Annotated in this window: 18 protein-coding genes and 1 pseudogene; 8 read left to right on the top strand and 11 right to left on the bottom strand. The window is 73.0% G+C overall.

Going from position 1 to position 21,041, the window contains the following annotated elements; all coding sequences use genetic code 11:
• Positions 1-174 precede the first annotated feature (174 nt).
• Entirely contained in the window at positions 175-831 is a 657-nt protein-coding gene (locus tag DC008_RS21780; RefSeq protein ID WP_108708386.1) for a class I SAM-dependent methyltransferase, read from the top strand.
• On the opposite strand, the gene DC008_RS21775 is transcribed toward DC008_RS21780, so the two are convergent.
• From DC008_RS21775 to DC008_RS21760, 4 genes are read right to left on the bottom strand one after another with little or no spacing between them, the layout of a single operon-like run.
• Positions 818-1,882: a hypothetical protein gene (locus tag DC008_RS21775; RefSeq protein WP_108708385.1), complete on the bottom strand. Its 1,065-nt coding sequence runs from the start codon at positions 1,880-1,882 to the stop codon at positions 818-820. The two genes, DC008_RS21780 and DC008_RS21775, sit on opposite strands and share 14 nt — an antisense overlap.
• 34 nt (positions 1,883-1,916) lie before the next feature.
• Complete coding sequence (locus tag DC008_RS21770; RefSeq protein ID WP_108708384.1) at positions 1,917-2,855, bottom strand: N-acetylneuraminate synthase family protein; 939 nt, start codon at positions 2,853-2,855, stop codon at positions 1,917-1,919.
• Between the two features lie 21 nt (positions 2,856-2,876).
• Positions 2,877-4,118, bottom strand: coding sequence for an N-acylneuraminate cytidylyltransferase (locus DC008_RS21765; protein WP_108708383.1), 1,242 nt, complete (start codon positions 4,116-4,118; stop codon positions 2,877-2,879).
• A 35-nt stretch (positions 4,119-4,153) separates the two neighbouring features.
• Positions 4,154-5,449, bottom strand: coding sequence for a DUF6716 putative glycosyltransferase (locus DC008_RS21760; RefSeq protein ID WP_108708382.1), 1,296 nt, complete (start codon positions 5,447-5,449; stop codon positions 4,154-4,156).
• A gap of 198 nt (positions 5,450-5,647) precedes the next feature.
• Here DC008_RS21760 and DC008_RS21755 point away from each other — a divergent pair, with 198 nt between their 5' ends.
• From DC008_RS21755 to DC008_RS36345, 4 genes and pseudogenes are all read left to right on the top strand, one after another.
• Positions 5,648-6,625, top strand: coding sequence for a glycosyltransferase family 2 protein (locus DC008_RS21755; protein ID WP_108708381.1), 978 nt, complete (start codon positions 5,648-5,650; stop codon positions 6,623-6,625).
• Positions 6,622-7,965, top strand: coding sequence for a polysialyltransferase family glycosyltransferase (locus DC008_RS21750; protein ID WP_108708380.1), 1,344 nt, complete (start codon positions 6,622-6,624; stop codon positions 7,963-7,965). The genes DC008_RS21755 and DC008_RS21750 overlap by 4 nt, the downstream gene beginning before the upstream one ends.
• Positions 7,965-9,074 (top strand): acyltransferase family protein, encoded by a 1,110-nt coding sequence (locus tag DC008_RS21745; RefSeq protein WP_244221506.1) that lies wholly within the window; start codon positions 7,965-7,967, stop codon positions 9,072-9,074. The genes DC008_RS21750 and DC008_RS21745 overlap by 1 nt, the downstream gene beginning before the upstream one ends.
• A gap of 48 nt (positions 9,075-9,122) precedes the next feature.
• A pseudogene (locus tag DC008_RS36345) lies at positions 9,123-9,227 on the top strand (hypothetical protein); the annotation flags it as partial.
• A 1-nt stretch (position 9,228) separates the two neighbouring features.
• Here the strand turns inward: DC008_RS36345 and leuE are convergent.
• Positions 9,229-9,879: a leucine efflux protein LeuE gene (leuE, locus tag DC008_RS21740; RefSeq protein WP_108710808.1), complete on the bottom strand. Its 651-nt coding sequence runs from the start codon at positions 9,877-9,879 to the stop codon at positions 9,229-9,231.
• A 78-nt stretch (positions 9,880-9,957) separates the two neighbouring features.
• Positions 9,958-11,538 carry an acyl-CoA mutase large subunit family protein gene (locus DC008_RS21735; protein ID WP_108708378.1) on the bottom strand — a complete coding sequence of 527 codons (1,581 nt, stop codon included), beginning with the start codon at positions 11,536-11,538 and terminating at the stop codon, positions 9,958-9,960.
• A 185-nt stretch (positions 11,539-11,723) separates the two neighbouring features.
• Between DC008_RS21735 and DC008_RS21730 the strand changes: the two genes are divergently transcribed.
• Entirely contained in the window at positions 11,724-12,584 is an 861-nt protein-coding gene (locus DC008_RS21730; RefSeq protein WP_244221396.1) for a L,D-transpeptidase family protein, read from the top strand.
• Between the two features lie 195 nt (positions 12,585-12,779).
• On the opposite strand, the gene DC008_RS21725 is transcribed toward DC008_RS21730, so the two are convergent.
• The 4 genes from DC008_RS21725 to DC008_RS21710 form a co-directional block, all read right to left on the bottom strand.
• Entirely contained in the window at positions 12,780-13,793 is a 1,014-nt protein-coding gene (locus tag DC008_RS21725) for a hypothetical protein (RefSeq protein WP_108708376.1), read from the bottom strand.
• The gene (locus DC008_RS21720) at positions 13,793-14,455 is read right to left on the bottom strand and encodes an RNA polymerase sigma factor (RefSeq protein WP_055621666.1); all 663 of its coding nucleotides are present in this window, start codon (positions 14,453-14,455) and stop codon (positions 13,793-13,795) included. The genes DC008_RS21725 and DC008_RS21720 overlap by 1 nt, the downstream gene beginning before the upstream one ends.
• A gap of 357 nt (positions 14,456-14,812) precedes the next feature.
• Entirely contained in the window at positions 14,813-15,655 is an 843-nt protein-coding gene (locus DC008_RS21715; protein ID WP_208645943.1) for a hypothetical protein, read from the bottom strand.
• Positions 15,656-15,863: 208 nt separating this feature from the next.
• The gene (locus DC008_RS21710) at positions 15,864-16,481 is read right to left on the bottom strand and encodes an RNA polymerase sigma factor (protein ID WP_055621664.1); all 618 of its coding nucleotides are present in this window, start codon (positions 16,479-16,481) and stop codon (positions 15,864-15,866) included.
• A gap of 266 nt (positions 16,482-16,747) precedes the next feature.
• On the opposite strand from DC008_RS21710, the gene DC008_RS21705 reads away from it, so the two are divergent.
• Together DC008_RS21705 and DC008_RS21700 are read left to right on the top strand one after the other, a co-directional pair.
• Positions 16,748-17,635 carry a septum formation family protein gene (locus DC008_RS21705; protein WP_108708375.1) on the top strand — a complete coding sequence of 296 codons (888 nt, stop codon included), beginning with the start codon at positions 16,748-16,750 and terminating at the stop codon, positions 17,633-17,635.
• Positions 17,636-17,878: 243 nt separating this feature from the next.
• Complete coding sequence (locus DC008_RS21700) at positions 17,879-20,497, top strand: N-acetylmuramoyl-L-alanine amidase (RefSeq protein WP_208646123.1); 2,619 nt, start codon at positions 17,879-17,881, stop codon at positions 20,495-20,497.
• A gap of 42 nt (positions 20,498-20,539) precedes the next feature.
• Here the strand turns inward: DC008_RS21700 and DC008_RS21695 are convergent, their stop codons facing one another.
• A complete protein-coding gene (locus DC008_RS21695) occupies positions 20,540-20,932 on the bottom strand; it encodes a hypothetical protein (protein ID WP_108708373.1) in 393 nt (130 codons plus the stop codon).
• Positions 20,933-21,041 lie beyond the last annotated feature (109 nt).

Below are 21,041 nucleotides of genomic sequence, written 5' to 3'. Positions count from 1 at the left end.
CGCTTTTCACAGAGCCGGCCCTTGTGGTCGACGCAGCGTGACGACGACACGGGCGGCCCATACTCCACGGATACCACGCCGCGGACAGAACTGTCGGTTGTGTTCACCTGTCGGGACCGGACGCTCCGCGCGAAGCGCCGGACAGGGGGCTTGGCGGCGTCCTAGGGTCGCCGGGTGCCAGCCGACTTTCTGGAGGCCACGCGGGCCTCGTACGACACCATCGCCGCCGCCTGCACGGACCGCTTCCCGAACCGGCCGGGCGACCGGCATCCGCTGGACCGGTCGCTGATCGACGCGTTCGCCGAGCTGGCGGCCGCGCACGCCCCGGCGCCGGTGGCCGACCTCGGCAGCGGTCCTGGCGCGGTCACCGCGCATCTGCACGGGCTCGGCCTCACCGTCTTCGGGGTCGACCTGTCCCCCGGCATGGTGGCCCTGGCCCGGCGCGCGCATCCCGCGCTGCGCTTCCACGTCGGCTCGATGACGGCACTGGACCTGCCGGACGGGACACTGGGCGGGATCGTCGCCGCGTACTCGCTCATCCATGTGCCCGACGAGCATCTGGCGGACGCGTGCGGCGAGATGGCACGGGTGCTGCGGCCGGGGGCGCCCGTGCTGCTGGCGTTCCAGTCCGGGGAGGCGGGGCGGATGCATCTGGCCGAGCGGTTCGGGCGGGACGTCGATCTCACCTACCACTGGCGCACCCCGGGGACGGTCGCCGAGCGGCTGGCGGAGGCCGGGCTGCGGGTGACGGCTCGGGTGCTGCGGGAGCCGGTCGGCGAGGAGAAGCGTCCGCGGGCCTTCCTCCTCGCCGACAAAGTCAGCCCGCGCTGATCGCCGCCAGACGGTGCACGTCGCGTGCGGTGCCGGTGACGCCCGACAGAAAGCCCTGGGCGCGGGGGGAGGCGTGGGCGGTCAGCCACTCCGGGTCGATGTCGCACACGGCGACCCGGACGCCGGTGCCGGCCAGCGCGAGCGGCAGGGTGTGCACGACGGTCGACGGAAAGCTCAGGACCGTACGGCCGATCGGTCCACGGCGGGCGATCAGTTCCAGGGGGAGGTCGGGCCGGACGACCTCCAGTCCCGTCTCGACCGCCAGCCGGTGCAGTTTCTCGGCGCTCTCGCGGCGGTGGGCGAAGTAGCGGGTGGCGCCGTGCGCCGCGGCCAGGGAGCGGACGGCCCGCAGATAGCGGTCGCCCTCCACCACGCCGGTCTCGACGAGGGACGTGCCGACCAGGTCGGCGCCCTTGGTGATACGGGGCGGCCCGAACCGTTCACGGGTCCAGGCGAAGGTGTTCGCCGTGACCGTCACGCCGGGCGGGGTCTCAGTGACCGGCATGGACGAGAAGACCTCGACGGTCCGGCTGCCGCCGGGGGTGAGGCGTCTGCGGGCGACCGCCGACACCGGCGCGAACAGCAGGTCGCGCGGGCCGGGGCGACCGCCCTTGCGGTGCCAGCGGACCAGGCGTTCACCACGGGCGAGCTGCGCCACGAACTCCATGGTGGCGGTGCCGTCGTCGACGACGACGAGGTCCCGGGCGCCGGTGATCGTCAGCAGCAGCTGGACGTACCGGGAGAAGGGGTCGCCGAGGACGATCCGCTCGGCGCGGCGCAGCAGGCCGGCGAGCCCGCCGATGGTCCGGAAGGGTGCCGTGGCACCGCCCCGGGCCTCCTCCCAGCGGATGGTGTGCCCCTCGGTGCGGGCCAGTTCGGCCGTCCTGCGGAGCTGACCGCGGGTCATGGGGTCGGTCGGGGACAGCACGACGAGGGTGAGCCCCGCGCCGGGCGCGTGGGCGTGGGCCCACTCCAGCACGTTCAGGAGCTGTACCGGGCTCTCGACGAACGCGAGAGTGGAGTGGCCGGCGTTCCCGGCGCGGCGGCTCATCGGTGTGACCGTCCCTGCCTCGTGGTGTCCGGGTTCAGACCGTGACCGGTTCGCCGGCCGCGGCGGCGATCTCCGCCTCGGCGACCACGCCGGAGACGCGGCGGAGCTTCTTCATGGGGCCGAGCTCGGAGTCGTAGACCTTCTTCACGCCGTCACCGAGGGACGCCTCGATGGTGCGGATGTCCCGGACCAGTCGGGTGAGGCCCTGCGGCTCGACGGAGGCGGCCTGGTCGGAGCCCCACATGGCGCGGTCCAGGGTGATGTGCCGCTCGACGAAGGCGGCGCCGAGGGCGACGGCGGCGAGCGTGGTCTGCAGACCGGTCTCGTGGCCGGAGTAGCCGATCGGGACGTTCGGGTACTCCTTCTCCAGCGTGTTGATCACGCGGAGGTTCAGCTCCTCGGCCTTGGCCGGGTAGGTCGAGGTGGCGTGGCACATCAGGATGTTGTCGGAGCCGAGGACCTCGACGGCGTGCCGGATCTGGCGCGGGGTGGACATGCCGGTGGAGAGGATGACCGTACGGCCCGTCGCGCGCAGTTCGCGCAGCAGTTCGTCGTCGGTCAGCGAGGCGGAGGCCACCTTGTGGGCGGGCACGTCGAACTTCTCCAGGAAGGCGACGGCCTCGGTGTCCCACGGGGAGGCGAACCAGGCGATGCCCTTCTCCCTGCAGTACGCGTCGATCTGCCGGTACTCGTCCTCGCCGAACTCGACGCGGTGCCGGTAGTCGATGTACGTCATCCGGCCCCAGGGGGTGTCGCGTTCGATGTCCCACTGGTCGCGCGGGGTGCAGATCTCGGGGGTGCGCTTCTGGAACTTGACGGCGTCGCAGCCGGCTTCGGCGGCCACGTCGATCAGCTTGAAGGCGTTCTCCAGCTCGCCGTTGTGGTTGATGCCGATCTCGCCGCAGATGTACACGGGGCGGCCGGGGCCGACCTCGCGCGAACCGAACGTACGCAGACGGGAGTTGGTGCTCATCAGAGGATTCCTCACTTGGGCTTACTTGGGGAGGGAGTCGAGGGAGGGGCCGAGGATCCAGCCGGCGATCTCCCGGACAGCGCCGTCGCCACCGGGGGCGGTGGTGACCGCGCGCGCGGCGCCGCGGACGACGTCGTGGGCGCTCGCGACCGCCACGGGCCAGCCGGCGAGGGCGAAGCACGGGAGGTCGTTGACGTCGTTGCCGACGTAGAGCACGCGCTCGGGCGCGATGCCCTGTTCCTCGCACCACTGCTTGAGGGCGAGGTCCTTGCGGTCGACGCCGTGCAGCACGGGGATCCGCAGCTTGCGGGCGCGGGCGGCGACGACCGGGTTCTGTTCCGTGGACAGGATCAGCAGCTTCAGTCCGCTTCGGCGGAGGGCCGCGATGCCGAGGCCGTCGCCGCGGTGCACGGCGACGAACTCCCGTCCGTCGGAGTCGATCAGCACCCGGTCGTCGGTCTGGGTGCCGTCGAAGTCCAGGACCACCGCGTCGATGTCGGCGGCGGTCGGCAGCGCACCAGGGCCGTCGAGGAGGGGGGCCAGTGCGCGGGCGCGGGCCAGGTCGTGCGGGTCGTCGATCTCCAGGACGCGGGCGGGGTCGGTCCGCACGAGTTCGGTGCGGCCGAAGAACCGGTGACCGTGCTTGCGGAAGCCGGCCGCGTCCATGGCGTAGGCGGCGCCGGTCTCCAGGAAGTCCTCGGGGCGGTCCTGGCGGCGCGGGCGGTGGGACGGGTCGTGGTTGACGCCGTGGCCGCCGCCCCCGGTGGACTCGCCGGTCTCGCCGGTCGCTGTCTCGCGCCACACGAAGCCGTGGAAGGGTGCCACGGTGACGGCGGTGTCGGCGCCGTTCTCGGCGACCGCGGCGGCGACCTTCTCGATGTCGTCGCGAACCAGGAACGGGCTGGTGCACTGCACGAGCAGGACCACGTCGACGGGCGCGCCGTGCAGCGCCTCATGGGTGTCGAGGGCGTGCAGGACCGCCGCCTCGGAGGTGGCGGTGTCCCCGGCGATGGCGGCGGGCCGCAGTACGACCTCGGCGCCGGCCTGCCGGGCGGCTTCGGCGATGGCCCGGTCGTCGGTGGAGACGACGACGTCGGTCACCAGCCGGCTCGCCCGGCAGGCGCGCACCGCGCGGGCCACCAGCGGGACTCCGCCGACCGGGGCGAGGTTCTTCGCGGGCACGCCCTTGGAGCCGCCGCGTGCGGGGATCACGGCGAGCACCCGGCGGGTCGAGGTGCCGTGGCCCGTGGCCGGGTCGGACATGGTTTCTCCTTGTCGATGGGGGCGTCCTTGGGCGGTCACAGCTCGCCCATCCGCCGGATCACGGGGGCGACGCGCTGGACGCCGTGCCGGTAGGCGCCGCGCGCGGCCCGGCGCACGATCTGCCGGACGGGGCCGGGCGCTCCGGCGGTGGCGGGCGCTCCGGGCAGCGGTGAGCCGTCGGGGGTGAGGTGGTGGCGGGCGAGGACGGCGGGGAGGTAACCCTGGGCCGTGGCGGGGGTGTAGTACGGGGTCAGGGGCGGGAGCGGCAGGGCGAGGAGCTCGGCGATCCGTTCGCGGGCCGCGTCGAACGCGCCGTCCGTGGCCACGCCCTGCCGGGCCACCCACTCGTCGTCCGGAGCCGGCCGGTGTCCGGCGTCCAGCTGGTCCCAGGAGGCCAGGCAGCCGGAGCCGATGAAGTGGTGGTTGCCGAGCGCCTCACGCACCCCGAGGTCGGTGAGGACCGCGGTGGGGATACGGCGGTGCAGGGACTCCAGCGCGGCCGTGGAGCTGACCGTGACCAACAGGTCGGCGCGGTCCAGCACCTCGCCCATGTGCCCGTACACCAGCTGGAAGTTGTCCGGCGCGGCCAGCTTCCCGGCGAGCTTCTGGTACGGCAGTTCCTCGATGTGCGTGGTGTGTTCGCCCGGCCTGGAGCGCAGCTTGAGCAGGACCTCCCGCTCGGGGTGCAGCCGGGCGTGCCGGACCAGGCGCTCCAGCAGATACGTGCGGTCCCGGCGGTTCTCCGGCACGGACGGCTGGGCCGCGAACACCACCGTGTACGGATCGTGCTCCCCCGTGTAGGGATCACCGCCCAGGAACGGCAGTGCCACCTCGGTCACCGCCGAGGCATCGGCACCGACCCCCTCGTACACGGCCCGGAACCGCTCGGCGTCCTGCCGGGAGTTGGCGAGGACGAGGTCCGCGCCGTGCCGCAGCAGCAGGCCGTCGGCGAGCTTCTCGTAGACGACGCCGACATAGCCGGTGACCACGACGGGGCGCCTCTCGCGGTCCTCCCACACGCGCTTGAGCCCGTGCAGCACGGCCTGCACCCCGCCGCCGACCAGCGCGAGGACGACGACGTCGTACGGCTGCCGGGCCATGGTGTCCAGGAACTCGGCCGTGGTCACCTCGCGCAGGGAGTCGGCGGGGACGCCGACCTCCTGGAGCTGGCGTGGTGTGGGGGTGGCCCGGCCGCGCAGGAGGTATCCGTCCAGGCGGACGTCCGTGTCCTCGGGGGCGATACGGCGCGCGGTGAGCGCACCCCATTTCCACCGGGTGTCGGAATCCGCGAGGACGGCCACTCGCCGGGTCTTCGTCGTTCTCGCTGGCACGTCGATGACGCTAGGAACGCATTCGGGACGGCCGCCCAACCCGAACACAACAAACGGTGAACAGCGCACCGACGAACGGCGAATCCGGCCGCCTCAGGGGGGAGGGAAAACCCGGTTCACGGCTTCTCCACTCGCCGTTCACCTGAAATCAATTGAGGCGTCAAGACGAATGCCGGGCCGCCCCCTACGGTCTTTTCCGTGGTCAAGCTCTCCGTCATCGTGCCGTTCTTCAACGTGCGGCAATACGCGCCCGACACCCTCAGGAGTCTTCGTGCGAACGCACGCGACGACTTCGAGTTCATCCTCGTCGACGACTGTTCGCGCGACGGGACCCCGGAGATCCTCGCGCGCGCCGAGCGCGAGCTGCCGGGTGCCGTGCTCGTGCGGCACGAGCGCAACGGGGGGCTGGCGACCGCGCGCAACACCGGGATCGACCGGGCGCGCGGCGAGTATCTGACGTTCCTGGACGGCGACGACTGGCTGGCGCCCGGCTACTACGCCCGGCTGGTCGCCGCCATCGAGGGGCTGGGCTGCGATTTCGTGCGCACGGACCATGTCCAGTGCACGGGGCGGGCGCGGACGGTGCACCGGGTGCCGCACGGCCGCCGGGGTGTCGTGCTGCGTCCGCGGGACGCGATCCTGCCGGCCGACCGCTCCACGTCCGTCGACTACGCGTACGCCTGGGCGGGCGTCTACCACCGCCGGCTCGCCGAGCGGGGGCTGCTGCACTTCACCGACGGGCTGCGCACCGCGGAGGACCGGCCCTGGATCTGGCGGCTGCACCGCGAGGCGGAGTCCTTCGCCGCGGTCGGACTGCTCGGTGTCTTCTACCGGCGCGGGGTCGCCTCGTCGCTGACGCAGATCGGGGACGTACGGCAGCTGGATTTCATCCGCGCATTCGACCAGGTCGTGTCGGAAACGGCACAGGATTCCGCCGCGGATGTTCTGCTGCCGAAAGCCGTGCGCACGTATTGCGCGATCATTTCCCATCACCTGACGTCCATCGAAAGGTTCGAACCGGCGGTGGCGAGGAAACTTAAATCGATGAGTGCCGCGGCGCTGCGCCGAATGCCGCAGGATGTGCTGGAGGAGGCGCTGGACTCGATGGACGTGCGGCGCGCCACCCGGCTGCGGCGGCTGCGGCGCCGTCCCGCCGTCGTGGGGGCCGCCGCGTGACCACCCGGATCTTCCAGGCGTCCACGCTGTACGGCGCCGCCACGCTGGCCGCCGCCCTGGACGCGGGCTGCTTCGACTCCACCGGCCGTCGCGTCCTGCTGGTCTGCAACAACGCGGCGACCCCCGAGACCACTCCGGGTCTGGACTCCATGCCGGGGTTCGCGCGGCTGCGCGACCGGTTCGACGACGTGGTGTCGTACAACGAGACGTTCTTCCCTTTCCACCCCGGCGGGTGGTCGCCCCGGCCCGACGATCTGCCGTTGTGGGAGCGGTTCCTGCGGCACGAGTGGCGCCTGGGCGACGACGATGTCGAGCTGGCCGTCGAGTCGATCCAGGTCGACCCGTCGCTGACGCTCGCCCGGATCTTCACCGGCGCCCCCGTCACCGTCTACGCGGACGGCCTGATGAGCTACGGCCCGACCCGCAACAAGATCGACCCGCTGGTCGGCACCCGGGTGGACCGGGTGCTGCACGTCGACCTGGTCCCGGGGCTCGCCCCGCTGCTGCTCACCGAGTTCGGCGTACCGGCGGAGGTCGTGCCGGCGCCGGCGCTCACCAAGGTGCTGGCCTCCCTCGCGGACGGGGCCGAGGGCCTGCCGGACGTCGAGGAGCCCGCGCTGCTGCTCGGCCAGTATCTGTCCGCGCTCGGCATCCTCTCCCCCGACGAGGAGGACGCCCTGCATCTGCGGATGCTGAGGGGTGTGGTGGCGCTCGGCCATGAGCGGGTGGTGTTCAAGCCGCATCCGTCGGCGCCCGCGCGGTTCACGCGCAGTCTGGAGGAGGAGGCGGGGCGGCTCGGCGCCGAACTCGTCGTCTGTGACACACCCGTGCTCGCCGAGGTGCTGTTCCAGCGGACGCGTCCGGCGCTGGTGGCCGGCTGCTTCTCCACGGCGCTGCTGACGGCGTCCGCGCTGTACGGTCTGCCGGTCGCCCGGGTGGGCACGGACCTGCTGCTGGAGCGGCTGACGCCGTACGAGAACAGCAATCGGGTGCCCGTGACGATCGTGGACGCGCTGCTGCCCGCGCTGGAGGACCCGGGGGCGGTGGCGGAGCGGCGTCCGGGCAGGGACGTCGAGGCGCTGGGCGCGCTGGTGCGCGCGGTCGGTTTCGCGATGCAGCCGAAGATCCTGCCGGGGCTGCGCGCGGAGACGGAACGCTATCTGGCGGCGCATCAGGACGACGGCACGCTGCGTTACTTCAAGCGCCGGCGGCTGACCTCGCTGGGGCTGCCGGGCGGGCTGCCCGCGCAGCTGTCCTTCCTCCCGCGCAACGCCACCGTACGCCGCGTGGCCCGCCGCGCCCGGGACATACGCCGGTCGGCCCGCGGGGGCTCCGCGTGATCGACGCGCCCATCGCGGCGAAGGCTCCGGCCCGCCCGGTCAGCCGCCCGGGCCAAAGCCGGCTGCGCGCCCTGGACGGACTGCGGCTCGTCGCCGCGCTGATGGTGGCGGCGTACCACTACGGCGGCCGCGACGGCGAGGTAGCCCACGCCTGGGGCAGCTCGCCGAGCCTGCAGTTCCCCACGCTGCACAGCTGGTTCGCGTACGGCTGCCTGGGTGTGCAGGTGTTCTTCGTGATCAGCGGCTTCGTGATCTGCATGAGCGGCTGGGGCCGCACCCTGACGTCGTTCTTCGCGTCCCGCGCGGCCCGGCTGCTGCCGGCGTACTGGGCGGCGGTCGTCCTGGTGACGGCCGTGTTCGCGCTGCCCGTCGTCGCGTACCGGGCGGTCTCGCCCAGCGACGCACTGGTGAACCTGACGATGCTCCAGCAGCCGCTGGGCGCCGACCGGGTGTTGGGGGTGTGCTGGACGCTGTGGGCGGAGATCCGCTTCTACGCGCTGTTCGCGCTGTGCGTCGTGCTGCCCGGCGCGACCCGGCGGCGGATCATCCTGTTCTGCGCCGCCTGGACGCTGGCCGCCGCACTCGCGCAGGCCGCCCGGGAACCGCTCCTCGACCTCGTGCTGATGCCCGAGTACGCGCCCTTCTTCATCGGCGGGGTCGGCCTGTACCTGGTGCACCGCGACCGGCGGGACGCCTACGCGTGGGGTGTCGTGGCGGTGAGCTGGCTGCTCGGCCAGCACCAGGCGGTGACCCGGCTGTGGCACGCGCCGGACGTCGACGCCTTCTCGTACCGCGGTTCGCTCGGCATCATCCTGGTCGTCACCTGCGGCTTTGCGGCCGTGGCCGCGATCGCGCTGGGGTGGCTGCGGTGGGCCGACCGGCGCTGGCTGACCGTCGCCGGCGCGCTGACGTACCCCTTCTACCTGGTGCACGAGCATCTGGGCTGGGTCGTCATCGAGGCGCTGCACCAGGGGCTCGGTCTGCCGTCCGCGGCCACCGCCCTGCTCACGGTCGCCGCGATGCTGTTCCTCGCCCGGCTCTTCAACCGGTACGTCGAGGAGTGGGCGACCCCGCTGCTGCGGCGGGCGCTGTCCTCCCGCCCACGGTGACGGGCAGCGCCCAGCGGATGCCGTAGCGGGCCTCGCCACCACGCGACCTACGGCACCGGAGTCTTCCTGGTCCGCCCCGACGGTTGTGTCGGCTGGGCGGGGACGACCGCGGAGGGACTGGCGCAGTACGCGGGGGAACTCCGCCTGGTCTGACCTACGCGCCGGCCAGCGACAGCTTCACCGCGAACCCGAGGAACAGCGCACCCGCCGCCGAGGTCGCCCCGGCCGACAGACGCCTGCGGCGGCGGAACGCGGCGGCCAGCCGGGTGCCGCTGAAGATCAGGGCGCTGAGGTAGAGGACGCTGGCCAGCTGCGCGAGGGTGCCGAGCACCACGAAGGAGACGGCCGGGTGGGCGTAGGCCGGGTCGACGAACTGCACGAAGAAGGCGACGAAGAACAGGATCGCCTTGGGGTTGACCAGGCTGACGACCAGGGCGCGGCGGAAGGGCCGCTCCTCGCCGGCCGGGGCCTCCCCGGTGGCCGCGGCGACCGTCTCCCGGCGGGTGCGCCACATGGCCCAGGCGGCCCGCAGCATGCCGATCGCGAGCCAGGTCAGATAGCCCGCGCCGGCGTACTTCACGATCCCGAACAGCAGGGCGTTCGCCTGGAGCAGCGAGGCGACCCCGGCCGCGGACAGGGTCATCAGCACGGCGTCCCCGCACCAGACGCCGGCCGCGGCGGTGTACCCGGCGCGGACGCCGCGCCGGGCGGCCACCGAGAGGACGTAGAGCGAGTTGGGACCGGGCAGCAGGATGATGAGGACCAGACCTGCCAGATAGGTCGGGAGATCGATGACGCCGAACATGGACAGGAGTGTCACACGTGTCCCGGCGCGTGCACCCGGTGTTCCGCAGGGTGGGACACCGGCGTCCGGCGGCCGTGCTCAGAAGGTGCCGGACGGCTCGTAGCGGCCCCACACCTCCCGCAGGGTGTCGCAGACCTCGCCCACCGTGGCGCGGGCCCGCAGCGCCTCCTTCATCGGGTACAGCACGTTGTCGTCGCCGGCCGCCGCCTTGCGGAGCGCGGCCAGCGCCGTCTCCACCGCCCGCCCGTCGCGTTCGGCGCGCAGCCGTGCGAGCCGCTCGGCCTGCCGGGCCTCGATGGCCGGGTCCACCCGCAGCGGCTCGTACGGCTCCTCCTCGTCGAGCCGGAACCGGTTGACGCCGACGACGACCCGTTCGCCCGAGTCGGTCTCCTGCGCGATCCGGTAGGCGTTGCGCTCGATCTCGTCCTTCTGGAACCCCCGCTCGATGGCGGCGACGGCACCGCCGAGGTCCTCGACCCGGCGCATCAGGTCCCGCGCGGCCTCCTCCACGTCGTCCGTCATCCGCTCCACGGCGTAGGACCCGGCGAACGGGTCGACGGTCGCGGGCACGTCCGTCTCGTAGGCGAGCACCTGCTGGGTGCGCAGGGCCAGCCGGGCGGAGCGGTCCGTCGGCAGGGCGATCGCCTCGTCGTAGGAGTTGGTGTGCAGGGACTGGGTGCCGCCGAGCACCGCCGCGAGGCCCTGGACGGCGACCCGCACCAGGTTCACCTCGGGCTGCTGGGCCGTCAGCTGGACTCCGGCGGTCTGGGTGTGGAAGCGCAGCATCAGGGACTTCGGGTTCCGGGCGCCGAACTCCTCCCGCATGACCCGGGCCCAGATCCGCCGGGCGGCGCGGAACTTGGCGACCTCCTCCAGGAACGTCGTCCGGGCCACGAAGAAGAACGACAGCCGGGGCGCGAAGTCGTCCACGTCCATGCCCGCGGCGACCGCCGTACGGACGTACTCGATGCCGTCGGCGAGGGTGAAGGCGATCTCCTGGACGGGGCTCGCCCCCGCCTCGGCCATGTGGTAGCCGGAGATGGAGATGGTGTTCCAGCGCGGGATCTCGGCCCGGCAGTACCGGAAGATGTCCGCGGTCAGCCGCAGGGAGGGCTTCGGCGGGAAGATGTAGGTGCCGCGTGCGATGTACTCCTTCAGCACGTCGTTCTGGATCGTGCCGGTGAGCTGGTCGGCGCCGACGCCCTGCTCCTCGGCGACGAGCTGGTACAGGAGCAGCAGCAGGGCCGCCGGCGCGTTGATGGTCATGGACGTCGACACCTGGTCCAGCGGAATGCCGTCGAACAGCACCCGCATGTCGTCGATCGAGTCGACGGCCACGCCGACCTTGCCGACCTCGCCGTGCGCGAGGGGCGCGTCGGAGTCGTGGCCCATCTGGGTGGGCAGGTCGAAGGCGACGGAGAGCCCGGTGGTGCCGTGCCCGATGAGCTGCCGGTAGCGGGCGTTGGACTCGGCGGCCGTGCCGAACCCGGCGTACTGGCGCATCGTCCAGGGCCGCCCGGTGTACATCGTCGGGTAGACGCCGCGGGTGAACGGGTAGGCGCCGGGCTCGCCCAGCCTCTCGGCGGGGTCCCAGCCCTGGAGCGCGTCCGGTCCGTAGACCGGTTCGATGGGCAGTCCGGACTCCGACTCACGCGCCATGGTGGGTGCCTCTCGCGTCGCTGGGGTGTCGTCGGGCGGCCCGTCCCGCCGGCCACCGTGACTCCTGTGTTCCACCATGCCGCCTGGTTCGCCACCGGTCACGCGCGGGGAACATGTCGAGTGACATCCGCATGGCCGGGGGCGGCCGCGATGAGACGACGGGGGCCTGGATGCGTACCAGGGGCATGGGGCGGAGCACTCGGGACGGGCGCGGCGGACGACCGGGCGGCCTGCGCGTGCCGACGGCCGTGGCTGCCTGCGGAGCGGCGATCGCCGTGCTCGGCGGCTGCACGGTGCAGGGACCGGACGGGGAGCGGCAGTCACCGGTGCGCGTAGAGCTGCCGAGCGGCACCCCGTCGCCGAAGTCGGCGCCGCCCGACGACAAGCCGAGCGCCCCGGCGGCACCGCCCGCGCCCGCCGTCCTGTGGAAGCCCGGCGACAAGGGCCGCGACATACGGGAACTGCAGGCGCGGCTACGCCAGATCGCCTGGCTCTACGACGGGCCGACCGGTGTCTACGACGACCTCACCGAGCGGGCGGTCCGGGGCTTCCAGGGCAAGCGGGGCCTGCCGAAGACCGGCAGGACGGACCGGGTCACCTGGGAGCGGCTGCTGAAGATGACCCGTGAACCGGGCCGCTGGGACCTGTATCTGATGGGCGGCCAGCCGGCCGACGCGCCGGACGCCCGCTGTCTGACCGGCCGGGTGCTGTGCGTCAGCAAGGAGAGCCGGACGCTGCGCTGGATGGTGGACGGCCGGACGGAGCTGACGGTGCCGGTGCGGTTCGGCTCGGAGTACACCCCGACCCGGGAGGGCGTGTTCAGCGTCTACTGGAAGTCACGCCACCATGTGTCGACGCTCTACGACTCCCCGATGCCGTACGCGATGTTCTTCAGCGGCGGGCAGGCGGTGCACTACTCGTCGGACTTCGCGGCCCGGGGTTACGCGGGCGCCTCGCACGGCTGTGTGAACGTGGCGGACGAGCCGGCGATCCGGGAGATGTTCGCGCGGGTGCGGACCGGCGACAAGGTCGTCGTCCACTGGTGAGAGGCGGTGTGTGGGGCGCGGGCGGGACCGGGGGAACGTGTCCCGCCCGCGCCGATGCACGAGCCGTAGGTACGGGGGGAACCCCGGCTCTGTGCGAGGGCCGATGACCAGTCGGCTCACTCAGATCAGCGCCGGGGCGCCCGAAAACGTCACTCCGGGTGCGAAGATTTTTCTATCCGTCTCAAAAACCGCAGGTCAGCGGCTTGCGACGGAGCCGCTCTCGGTGTCGTCGGTGGGGCGTGCGCCCGCTTCGGGGTTCTCCTGGGAGCTCCGGTCGTCGCCGCGGGTCAGGCCGTTCGGGGTGTCGTCGTCCCGGCCCGGACCGCCCCCGTCGCTCCAGTCGCCGTCGTCGTGCCGCCCGTCGCCGTCACCGTTGCCGTGGCCCCGGCCCTTGTCCCGGTCCTTGGCGTCGCCGCCGGTCCGGGCGTCCACGAGCCGCAGGACCCGGTCGCAGTACGTCTGCACCCGGCCGTGGCCGCCCGCCGCGCCCTCCAGGGTGCGGCGGCGGTCGCCGGCGACCGCCTTGCCGTCCCGGAAGTCCCGGCAGGAGGAGACGACTCCGCGCCACCAGCCGCCGGAGCCGCGCCGGCCGTCGCCGTCGGCCTTGTCGTCGGCGGGTCCGCCGGGCGGCGTCTCCTTGCCGGCGCCGGGGTCCTGGGTCGCCGCGTTGCCGCCGCCGGTCGGGGTGCCGGCCGGCGCGTCCTCCTCCGGGGAGGGCGATACGAGCGGGCGTTCCGTCTCGGGCGGCGCGGAGACCGTGGAGGCGGGGCGGGCGGGCTCGTCGCGGTCGAACGGCGTCGGCAGGACTCCGGTTCCGGCCGCCACGGCGACTCCGCCGACCATGCCGACGGCGAGCGCGGCGGCGAGGGCGAGCCGGACGGGCCGCCCCCGGCGCGGGCGCCGCAGCCGGTCCACGGGGGCGCCGAGCCGGACGAGACCGACCTCGTCGGCCGTCGGTCCGCCCAGCGTGCCGGGGGTCGCGGGAATGCCGTCGCGGCCCGCGCGGGATGCCCGGAATGCCGCCAACGCGGTGGCCTCTCCCGGGAGTTCTTCGCAGGCCGGCGCCGGTTCGGCGGTCAGTGCCTCAAGGGTCTTGGCGAGCCGTTCGGCCTGATCGCGGTCGGCCGGGTCGACAGCTTCGAGTGACTCTCCCCGCAGCAAGCGTTCCGCTGTTTCGCGGTCCAGCCACCTGTTCAGCTCGTCGGCCATCACACATCCTTCTGCGTCCGCGTACGCAGATGCGTCACAGTCGCGGACGTCACCGCGCGGCGACGCGGTTCTCGCTGCGGCGGCAGGGCGTCGAGCACCCCGGCCGATTCCGGATCGTCACCGAGCAGTTCGGCGAGGCGCTTCAGGCCCCGGTGCGCCGCGGTCCGTACGGCACCCGGGCGCTTGCCCAGCGTCTGCGCGGCCGTCTTGGCGTCGAGGCCGACGACCACGCGCAGGACGACCGCCTCGGCCTGGTCCTGGGGCAGCCGCGCGATGAGGGAGAGGGTGCCGTCGGTGGCCAGCGCCTCGATCGCCTCACCGGCCGTGTCGGACTCGGCGGCCTTGCCCGTCAGCTCGGTCTCGTCGCCGCCGATCGCGGGGCGGCGCCCACGCATCCTGATGTGGTCCAGCGCCCGGTTGCGCGCTATGCGCGCCGCCCAGCCGCGGAACCGGTCCGCGTCCCCGCTGAACCGGTCCAGGTCGCGCGCTATCTGGAGCCACGCCTCGGAGGCGACGTCCTCCGCGTCCGGATCGCCGACCAGCGTCCGCACGTATCCGAGCAGCCGCGGGTGCACGGAGCGGTACACAGTACGGAACGCGGTCTCGTCCCCGTCCTGTGCCGCAAGCACCGCGGTGGTCAGCTCCGCGTCGTCCCCCAGCACTGGATACCTCAATTGATGGTTGCGGCAACAGGACCGCAGGTCGTTGCGGTGGTACTAGGCCCCCCGCGTCCGGCGCGAAAGGCACGTTACGGCCTGAAACCGCCGCTCGTCCATGTCTGTACAACATGCAACCACCCAGGATTCCGGCTGTCCCGCCGTCCGGGTGTGACAGAAAACGCAGTCATGGCGCTGTAGAGAGTACGGGCCGCCGCGCGGCCCGTGCCGCGCGACGGCCGGGGCCTCTCCTGTGGGGGGTGGCGGCCCCGGCCGTTGCTTTGGCCGGCATTCGCGCCTTCTCGAGCCTTTTGGGCCTACGGGCACACGCGGGCGGCTATCACGCCGATTCCCGAGCGCGGGTCAGCCCTTGTTCTTCCCGGAGTTCCGGGCATTCCCGTCGTTCGCGTCATTGGCGCCGTTCGCACCGTTCGCGTCGTTTCCGTCGTCCTCGACGCCCTGTCCCGGCCTGCCCGCGCCGGTTCCCGTGCCGTCCTGGCCCTTGCCGGTGGCCGGTGTTCCGGGCGTGCCTTGGCCGGGATCGCTGCCAGGGCTGCCGCTCGGGCGGGCCGGTGCCGTCGCCAGGCGGTCGGCGCAGTAGGCGGCGACCCTTTCCTCGCCGCCCGCCTCCGCGACGAGCCGTTGCCACGCCGTCGACTCCAGCGCCTGACCCCGGCCCGCGACCTTGCCGTACGCACGGCACTTGGCCTCGGTGTCGCGGGCGTTGCCCGGGTGGTCCGGGCGGGTGGTCCGAGGTGCGGCGGACGGCGGTGAGGAAGGCGCGGCCGACCGGCGGGAAGCGCTTTCGGACGGGGACGTCCGGCGCTTCTCCGGAGCCTCCGTGGGACCGGACGCATTGATGGCGGCGGCCGCGACCCCGCCCAGCGTCAGACTGGCGAGCAGCAGCGACAGGGTGGCCCGCGCCGAGATCGCGAGGCGGCGCCGCTGCCGGGGCCGCCAGTCGTCCCGGCGCCGGGTGCGCGCCCGGTGGGCGCCTTCGGCGCGGGCGGCACGGAACGCGGCCACGGCCCGCTGCTCCCCGGCGGCGTCCGGGCGGTGCCCGCGCAGCACTGCGGCGGACAGAAGCTCCTCCAGCGCGGCGTCGTCGAGCACGGCCTGGGGGGTGGACGGGTGACGGGCCGTCATCCGGTCGGGGTGCGTGCGCCGACGGCCGGGCGTCGCACCGCCGCTCTGCCGTTCACCCATGTCCGTTTCCGTTCCCGTCCGATTTCGCTCCGCCGACTCCGGTCCGCCGGGCGCCTGCGCCCCGCGTGTGACAGCCCTGCCGCCGGGAGCCGTAGAGCCTCTACGTCTCCTGCGTCCGTACGTCCCGTCCGTCCGTACGACTCACCCGCACCCGCCGCCCGCGACGCATGTCACGTGCCGGGCGTCCGGCCGCCGTCGCCCGCACAGGTCATGTCGATTCCCCCAGCGTCCCGGGGCCGTCATCCGTCACACCGGCCGCGCCGAGCTGGTCGGCGAGCCGCTTCAGTCCCCGGTACGCGGCGGTGCGCACCGCGCCCGGGCGCTTGCCGAGCACCCGGGCCGCCGCCGGGCCGTCGAGTCCGACGACCACCCGCAGCAGCACCGCCTCGGCCTGGTCCCTCGGCAGTCCGCGGACCAGCCGCAAAGCCTGTTCCGTGGAGATCGACTCCAGCGCCCGCTCATGTGTGCTGGACGGGTCGGGCAGTTCCAGGACGTCCTGTTCCAGCACGGACGACCGGGGCCGTACGCGCTGCCGGCGCAAGTGGTCCAGCGCGCGGTGCCGGGCGATCGTCGCGGTCCAGCCGCGGAAGCCGGCGCCGTCGCCGGAGAACCGGCCGAGGTCGCGGGCGATCTCCAGCCAGGCGTCGGACGCCACGTCCTCGGCGTCGTTGCCGACCAGACCGCGCAGATAGCCCAGCAGCCCCGGCTGCACCAGCCGGTACGCGACCGCGAACGCGGCCTCGTCGCCCTCCTGGGCCCGCGCGACGGCCGCGCCCAGTTCCCCGTCGTGCGCGAGCGCGCGCCGGGGTTCCCCTCCTCGAGCCAAGAACTGTCCTCGTCCGTACCGGTTCGTGGCGATCCGTACCGCTTCGGTACGCCCACCCTTGCGCACGTCCCCTTCACGCTCAACAGCGCCCCGCGCCACGGAAGTGTCACTGGTGACGGCGGTATCGGTCCTGTCCACGGCCCGGTACAACCCTCTCGGCACCTCGTGAGTCAGACGCCGCGAGTGAGGGCCCGTGCACCCTCGGCCCCGCGTTCGGGGCCCGGTGCGCCCGCCCCGTAAAGATCAATTAAGAGGATGTACACGTCATGGCTACCCAGGCCCCTCGCCGTTCCCTTCGCGGCCTCTCCGTCGCCGTCGCTCTGATCGCCGCCGGGGCGGTGGGCTGTTCGGGTGTCTCCGACGCCGTCGACAGCGCCAAGGACGGTGCGAAGAAGGTCGCCCGTCAGCGCTCGGTGTTCTCCCTGGACATCGGTGACTGCTACAACCCCAACGGCAAGGCCGAGGGGACCGCCTTCACCGTGGAGATCGTGCCCTGCGACGAGGCCCATGTCGGCCAGGTCGTGGGCGAGTTCTCGATCGACAAGGGCAAGGAGTACCCGGGCGACGACGGCGTCTCCACGATCGCGGACAACCAGTGCCCGGTCGAGGCGCAGAAGTACTCCCCGGACACCTGGGCGCTCCCCAAGGGCGTCTCGCTCTTCTACTACACGCCCACCAAGGAGAGCTGGGAGACCGGCGACCGTGCCGTGAGCTGCACCTACACCTCGGAGAAGGGCAAGTTCAGCGGCACGCTGGACACGTCCAAGTCGCTCAAGCCCGAGCAGGCCACCTTCCTGAAGGGCTCGAACGCCGTCTACGAGGCCCTGTGGGCGAACCAGTCCGAGAAGGACACCGTCGAGGCCGACCTCGCGGGTTACAAGAAGCAGGCCAAGGCCGTCGCGGCCGCCCTCGCCACGCACGTGGACGGGCTGAAGGGCATCGAGGGCGCGGAGGTCGCCAAGCTGCGCACGACCCTGGAGAAGGCCGCCGCCGACTGGAAGAAGGCCGCGGGCGCCGCCGACGCCGACGCGTTCTACATCGCCTACGACCCGGCGTTCGACGGCATCGACCCGAACAAGTCGGTCGCGTCCCGCAAGGAGCTGGGCCTGGCCACCACCGTCCCGGCCGACGAGGCCGAGGTGTGGGCGGGCTGATCCACCGCCTCGGACCGACGGGGCCGTGTCCGGACGGACCGGCCCCGTCGCCGTGCCCGGCCTCTCCGCGGGGTCGAGGGTGACGGTTCGGGCTGTGTCTGCGCTGTGTGTAATCGCCACCCGAGTGACAGGTGTGGCATCCGTAAACTGCTCATAGGGGTGGGACAGTTGAGTCCTCGTAAGACTCATGCGTACAGGCCGCTCAGTCTGAAGAGACGTGCGTGGCTGACCGTGGGAGCCGTGGTGTTGAGCGCGGCGGGCGTGGTCACCTACGCCATCGCCGAACCGTCGACGAAGGCCGACGGCGCGCGCGAGACCCGCAAGCCCGCGATCCACACGCTCAAGCTCAAGGACCGCGGCGCCGGGCGCAAGGGTCTGGAGAGGCGGAGCACCGAGCGTTTCAGCGCGGTCGTGCTGACGTGGAACGACCCGGAGGCCGAGGCCAAGGGCACCCCGGAGGTGCGCACCCGCGACCTGGAGACGGGCAAGTGGTCCCCGTGGCGGCGGGTCGCGCTGGAGCCGAGCCAGGCGGACGGCGCGGAGGGCGAGCGGGCGGCCCTGCGCGGCGGTACGGAGTCGGTGTGGACCGGTGACTCCGACGGCATCGAGCTGCGGGTGGTGAACGCGGACGGCACCGAGGCCAAGGGCCAGCCGGCCGGCATGGACGTCAAGCTGCTCGACCCGGGCACGGACCCGAAGGGCACGCTCCGGCCGGCCGCGTTCTCCGCCGACGAGACCCCGGACCCGGCGACGGACACCCCGACGGACCCCGCCACGGACACGCCGACGGACCCCGCCACGACGGCCGATCCCACCGACCCGGCCCCGACCACCGAGGCCCCGGCCCCGACGGACACGCCGACGGACACGCCGACCGACACCGCGTCCCCGTCGCCGACGCCGACCGCGCCCGAGCCCCGGCCCTCCACGGTCGTGAAGCCCCCGATCATCACGCAGGCCGAGTGGGGCGCGTCCACGGACTACGACGGCACGCCCTCCTACAGCGAGACGATCAAGGCCGCCGTCATCCACCACACCGGCGTCGACACCGACAACGCGGTGTCCTGCGCCGACTCGCGGGCCCGGCTGCGCACCATCCAGCAGTCCCACTTCAGCCAGGGCTACTTCGACATCGGCTACAACTTCGTCGTCGACCGCTGCGGCCAGATCTTCGAGGGACGCAGCGGCGGGATGGACCTGCCGGTCATCGGGGCGCACGACGCCGGGTTCAACACGGACACGGTCGGCATCTCGTACATCGGCAACTTCGAGAGCGCCAAGCCGAGCAAGGCCGGCCTGGACGCCATCGCCCGGGTCGTCGCCTGGAAGTTCGGGATGTACGGCGTCGACCCGACCGGCAAGGTCGCTCTGACGTCCGGCGTCCCGCAGGGGTCCAGCGGCAACAAGTTCCCGCTGGGCGCCTCCGTCACGCTGCCCCGGGTCCTCGGGCACCGGGACACCAACACCACGGCCTGCCCGGGCGCCAACCTGTACCCGAAGCTCTCCCGGATCGCCCAGCTCGCCGCGACCCCGGGCATCTCGCACGCCCTGCCGACCTCGGACACCGACCGTGACGGCCTCGCAGACCTGGTCGCGGGCACGCCCCGCGCGCAGAGCGGCGGCGGCACCGTCACCGTCGTCCCGGGCGGCGTCGACGGCCCGGTCGCGGCGGCCCGGCGGACGTTCAGCCAGAGCAGCACCGGCGTCCCCGGCTCCCACGAGTCCGGTGACGGCTTCGGCACCTCCACCGCGTGGGGCGACGTCAACGGCGACGGCCACGCGGACCTCGCGATCGGCGCGCCCGGCGAGGACGACACGAGCGGCCACGCGGACCGCGGCGCCGTCACCGTCCTCTACGGCCCGGCCCTGAACTCCGGCTTCTCGTACACGACGTCGGGCTCGGTCACGGCCACCGGCGCCAAGCTCGGCTCGACCGTGGCGGTCGGCGACTTCGACGGCGACGGCAAGGCCGACGTCTTCGCGGCCGGCACCGGCAAGGGCGGCAACTGGAACGCCCGTCTGACCGGCGGGAAGACCAGCACCGGCACGCTCACCTCGGCCACCGGCGCCATCGCCTACCTGGACTCCGCGACCGGTGACTTCAACCGGGACGGCTACGCGGACGTCGCCCTCAACTACCGTGACGCCGGCGGCATCGGCCGTGTGGTCCGCTTCGCCGGTTCGGCGACGGGCCTGACCAAGGTGGGCGTCCTCTCCGTCAAGGGCGGGCGGGCCGTCGCGTCCGGCGACGTGGACGGCAACGGCTACGACGACCTGGTCATCGGCCAGCCGTACGTCGCCGAGTCGGGTGCGGCCACCGGCGGTCAGGTGACCATGCTGTTCGGCACGTCCGCCGGGTTCACCACGACCGGCATGAAGGTGATCCACCAGAACACGGCGTCCGTCCCCGGCTCCAACGAGGCCGGTGACGCCTTCGGCGGCTCGGTGTCGGTCGGCGACCAGAACGCCGACGGCTACGCGGACGCCCTGGTCGGTCTGCCCGGCGAGGACATCAGCCGCGACGGCAACCGGTCCAACGCCGGTATGTCGGTGCTGCTCAAGGGCACCGCGTCCGGTCTGACCGGGGCCGGTTCGATCGCGTTCTCGCAGGACACGTCCGGGGTGCCTGGCGTCTCCGAGTCCGGTGACACGGCCGGTTCCTCGGTGTCGCTGACGGACTTCTCCGGGTACGGCCGGGCCGATCTGGTCATGGGCGTGGAGGGCGAGGACGCCGGCAACGGCATCGTCATGTACGTCCCGAGCGGCAGCGCGGGCCTCGGCTTCGGCAGCACCGCCATCCTCAGCCGGACCCCGCTGGGCACGCCGTCCGGCGCCCACCTGGGGCAGACGCTCACCCCGTGAGCGAGGGGTGCGGGGCGCCGGACGGCGCCCCGCACCGCCGGGTCAGCGGCGTGTCCCGCTCGTCGCGTCCCGGCACAGCAGACGCAGCGACCCGTCGCCCGCGAAGCACCGGCGGGCCTCGTCGATCGGGTCCCACAGGCGCCCGTCGGGCGTACGGACCCAGTGGTCGCCGCCGGTCGACCACCACTCGGCCCCGGTCCGGCGGGCGATCACCTCCCCCGCGTAGGCGCCGAGTCCGCGCAGCACATGGGCGGCGGCGGCCGGCGGGGTCCCCTCGCGGCGCAGTCCCTCGATCATGCGGTCGACCCGCCACAGACTCTGCTCGGAGTAGTCCAGGCGCAGCCGCGCCCCCTCGCGCATCGTCGCCACCGCGTCCGTCGCCCACCGGACCGGCTTGGTCGCCGCCGCGGGCCTGGTCTCCTGCTGAGTCGTCACACCCTGGAGAGCGTGGCCCGACGGCGATCCGTCACGCCGTTCCGGCGGCTTTCCCGGACCCGTGCAGGACCGCCGCACGGCACTCCCACGACGGGCACAGGACTCTCTC

This window comes from Streptomyces nigra, assembly GCF_003074055.1.
GTDB lineage: Bacteria > Actinomycetota > Actinomycetes > Streptomycetales > Streptomycetaceae > Streptomyces > Streptomyces nigra.
This window is presented reverse-complemented; position numbering and strand designations above follow the sequence as displayed.

Bases quoted from the DNA above. Each gene is read 5' to 3' on its own strand.
- DC008_RS21775 (WP_108708385.1), bottom strand. From the start codon at position 1,882: ATGAGCCGCCGCGCCGGGAACGCCGGCCACTCCACTCTCGCGTTCGTC.
- DC008_RS21715 (WP_208645943.1), bottom strand. From the start codon at position 15,655: ATGGGTGAACGGCAGAGCGGCGGTGCGACGCCCGGCCGTCGGCGCACG.
- DC008_RS21705 (WP_108708375.1), top strand. From the start codon at position 16,748: ATGGCTACCCAGGCCCCTCGCCGTTCCCTTCGCGGCCTCTCCGTCGCC.
- DC008_RS21725 (WP_108708376.1), bottom strand. From the start codon at position 13,793: ATGGCCGACGAGCTGAACAGGTGGCTGGACCGCGAAACAGCGGAACGC.
- DC008_RS21770 (WP_108708384.1), bottom strand. From the start codon at position 2,855: ATGAGCACCAACTCCCGTCTGCGTACGTTCGGTTCGCGCGAGGTCGGC.
- DC008_RS21735 (WP_108708378.1), bottom strand. From the start codon at position 11,538: ATGGCGCGTGAGTCGGAGTCCGGACTGCCCATCGAACCGGTCTACGGA.
- leuE (WP_108710808.1), bottom strand. From the start codon at position 9,879: ATGTTCGGCGTCATCGATCTCCCGACCTATCTGGCAGGTCTGGTCCTC.
- DC008_RS21730 (WP_244221396.1), top strand. From the start codon at position 11,724: ATGGGGCGGAGCACTCGGGACGGGCGCGGCGGACGACCGGGCGGCCTG.
- DC008_RS21765 (WP_108708383.1), bottom strand. From the start codon at position 4,118: ATGTCCGACCCGGCCACGGGCCACGGCACCTCGACCCGCCGGGTGCTC.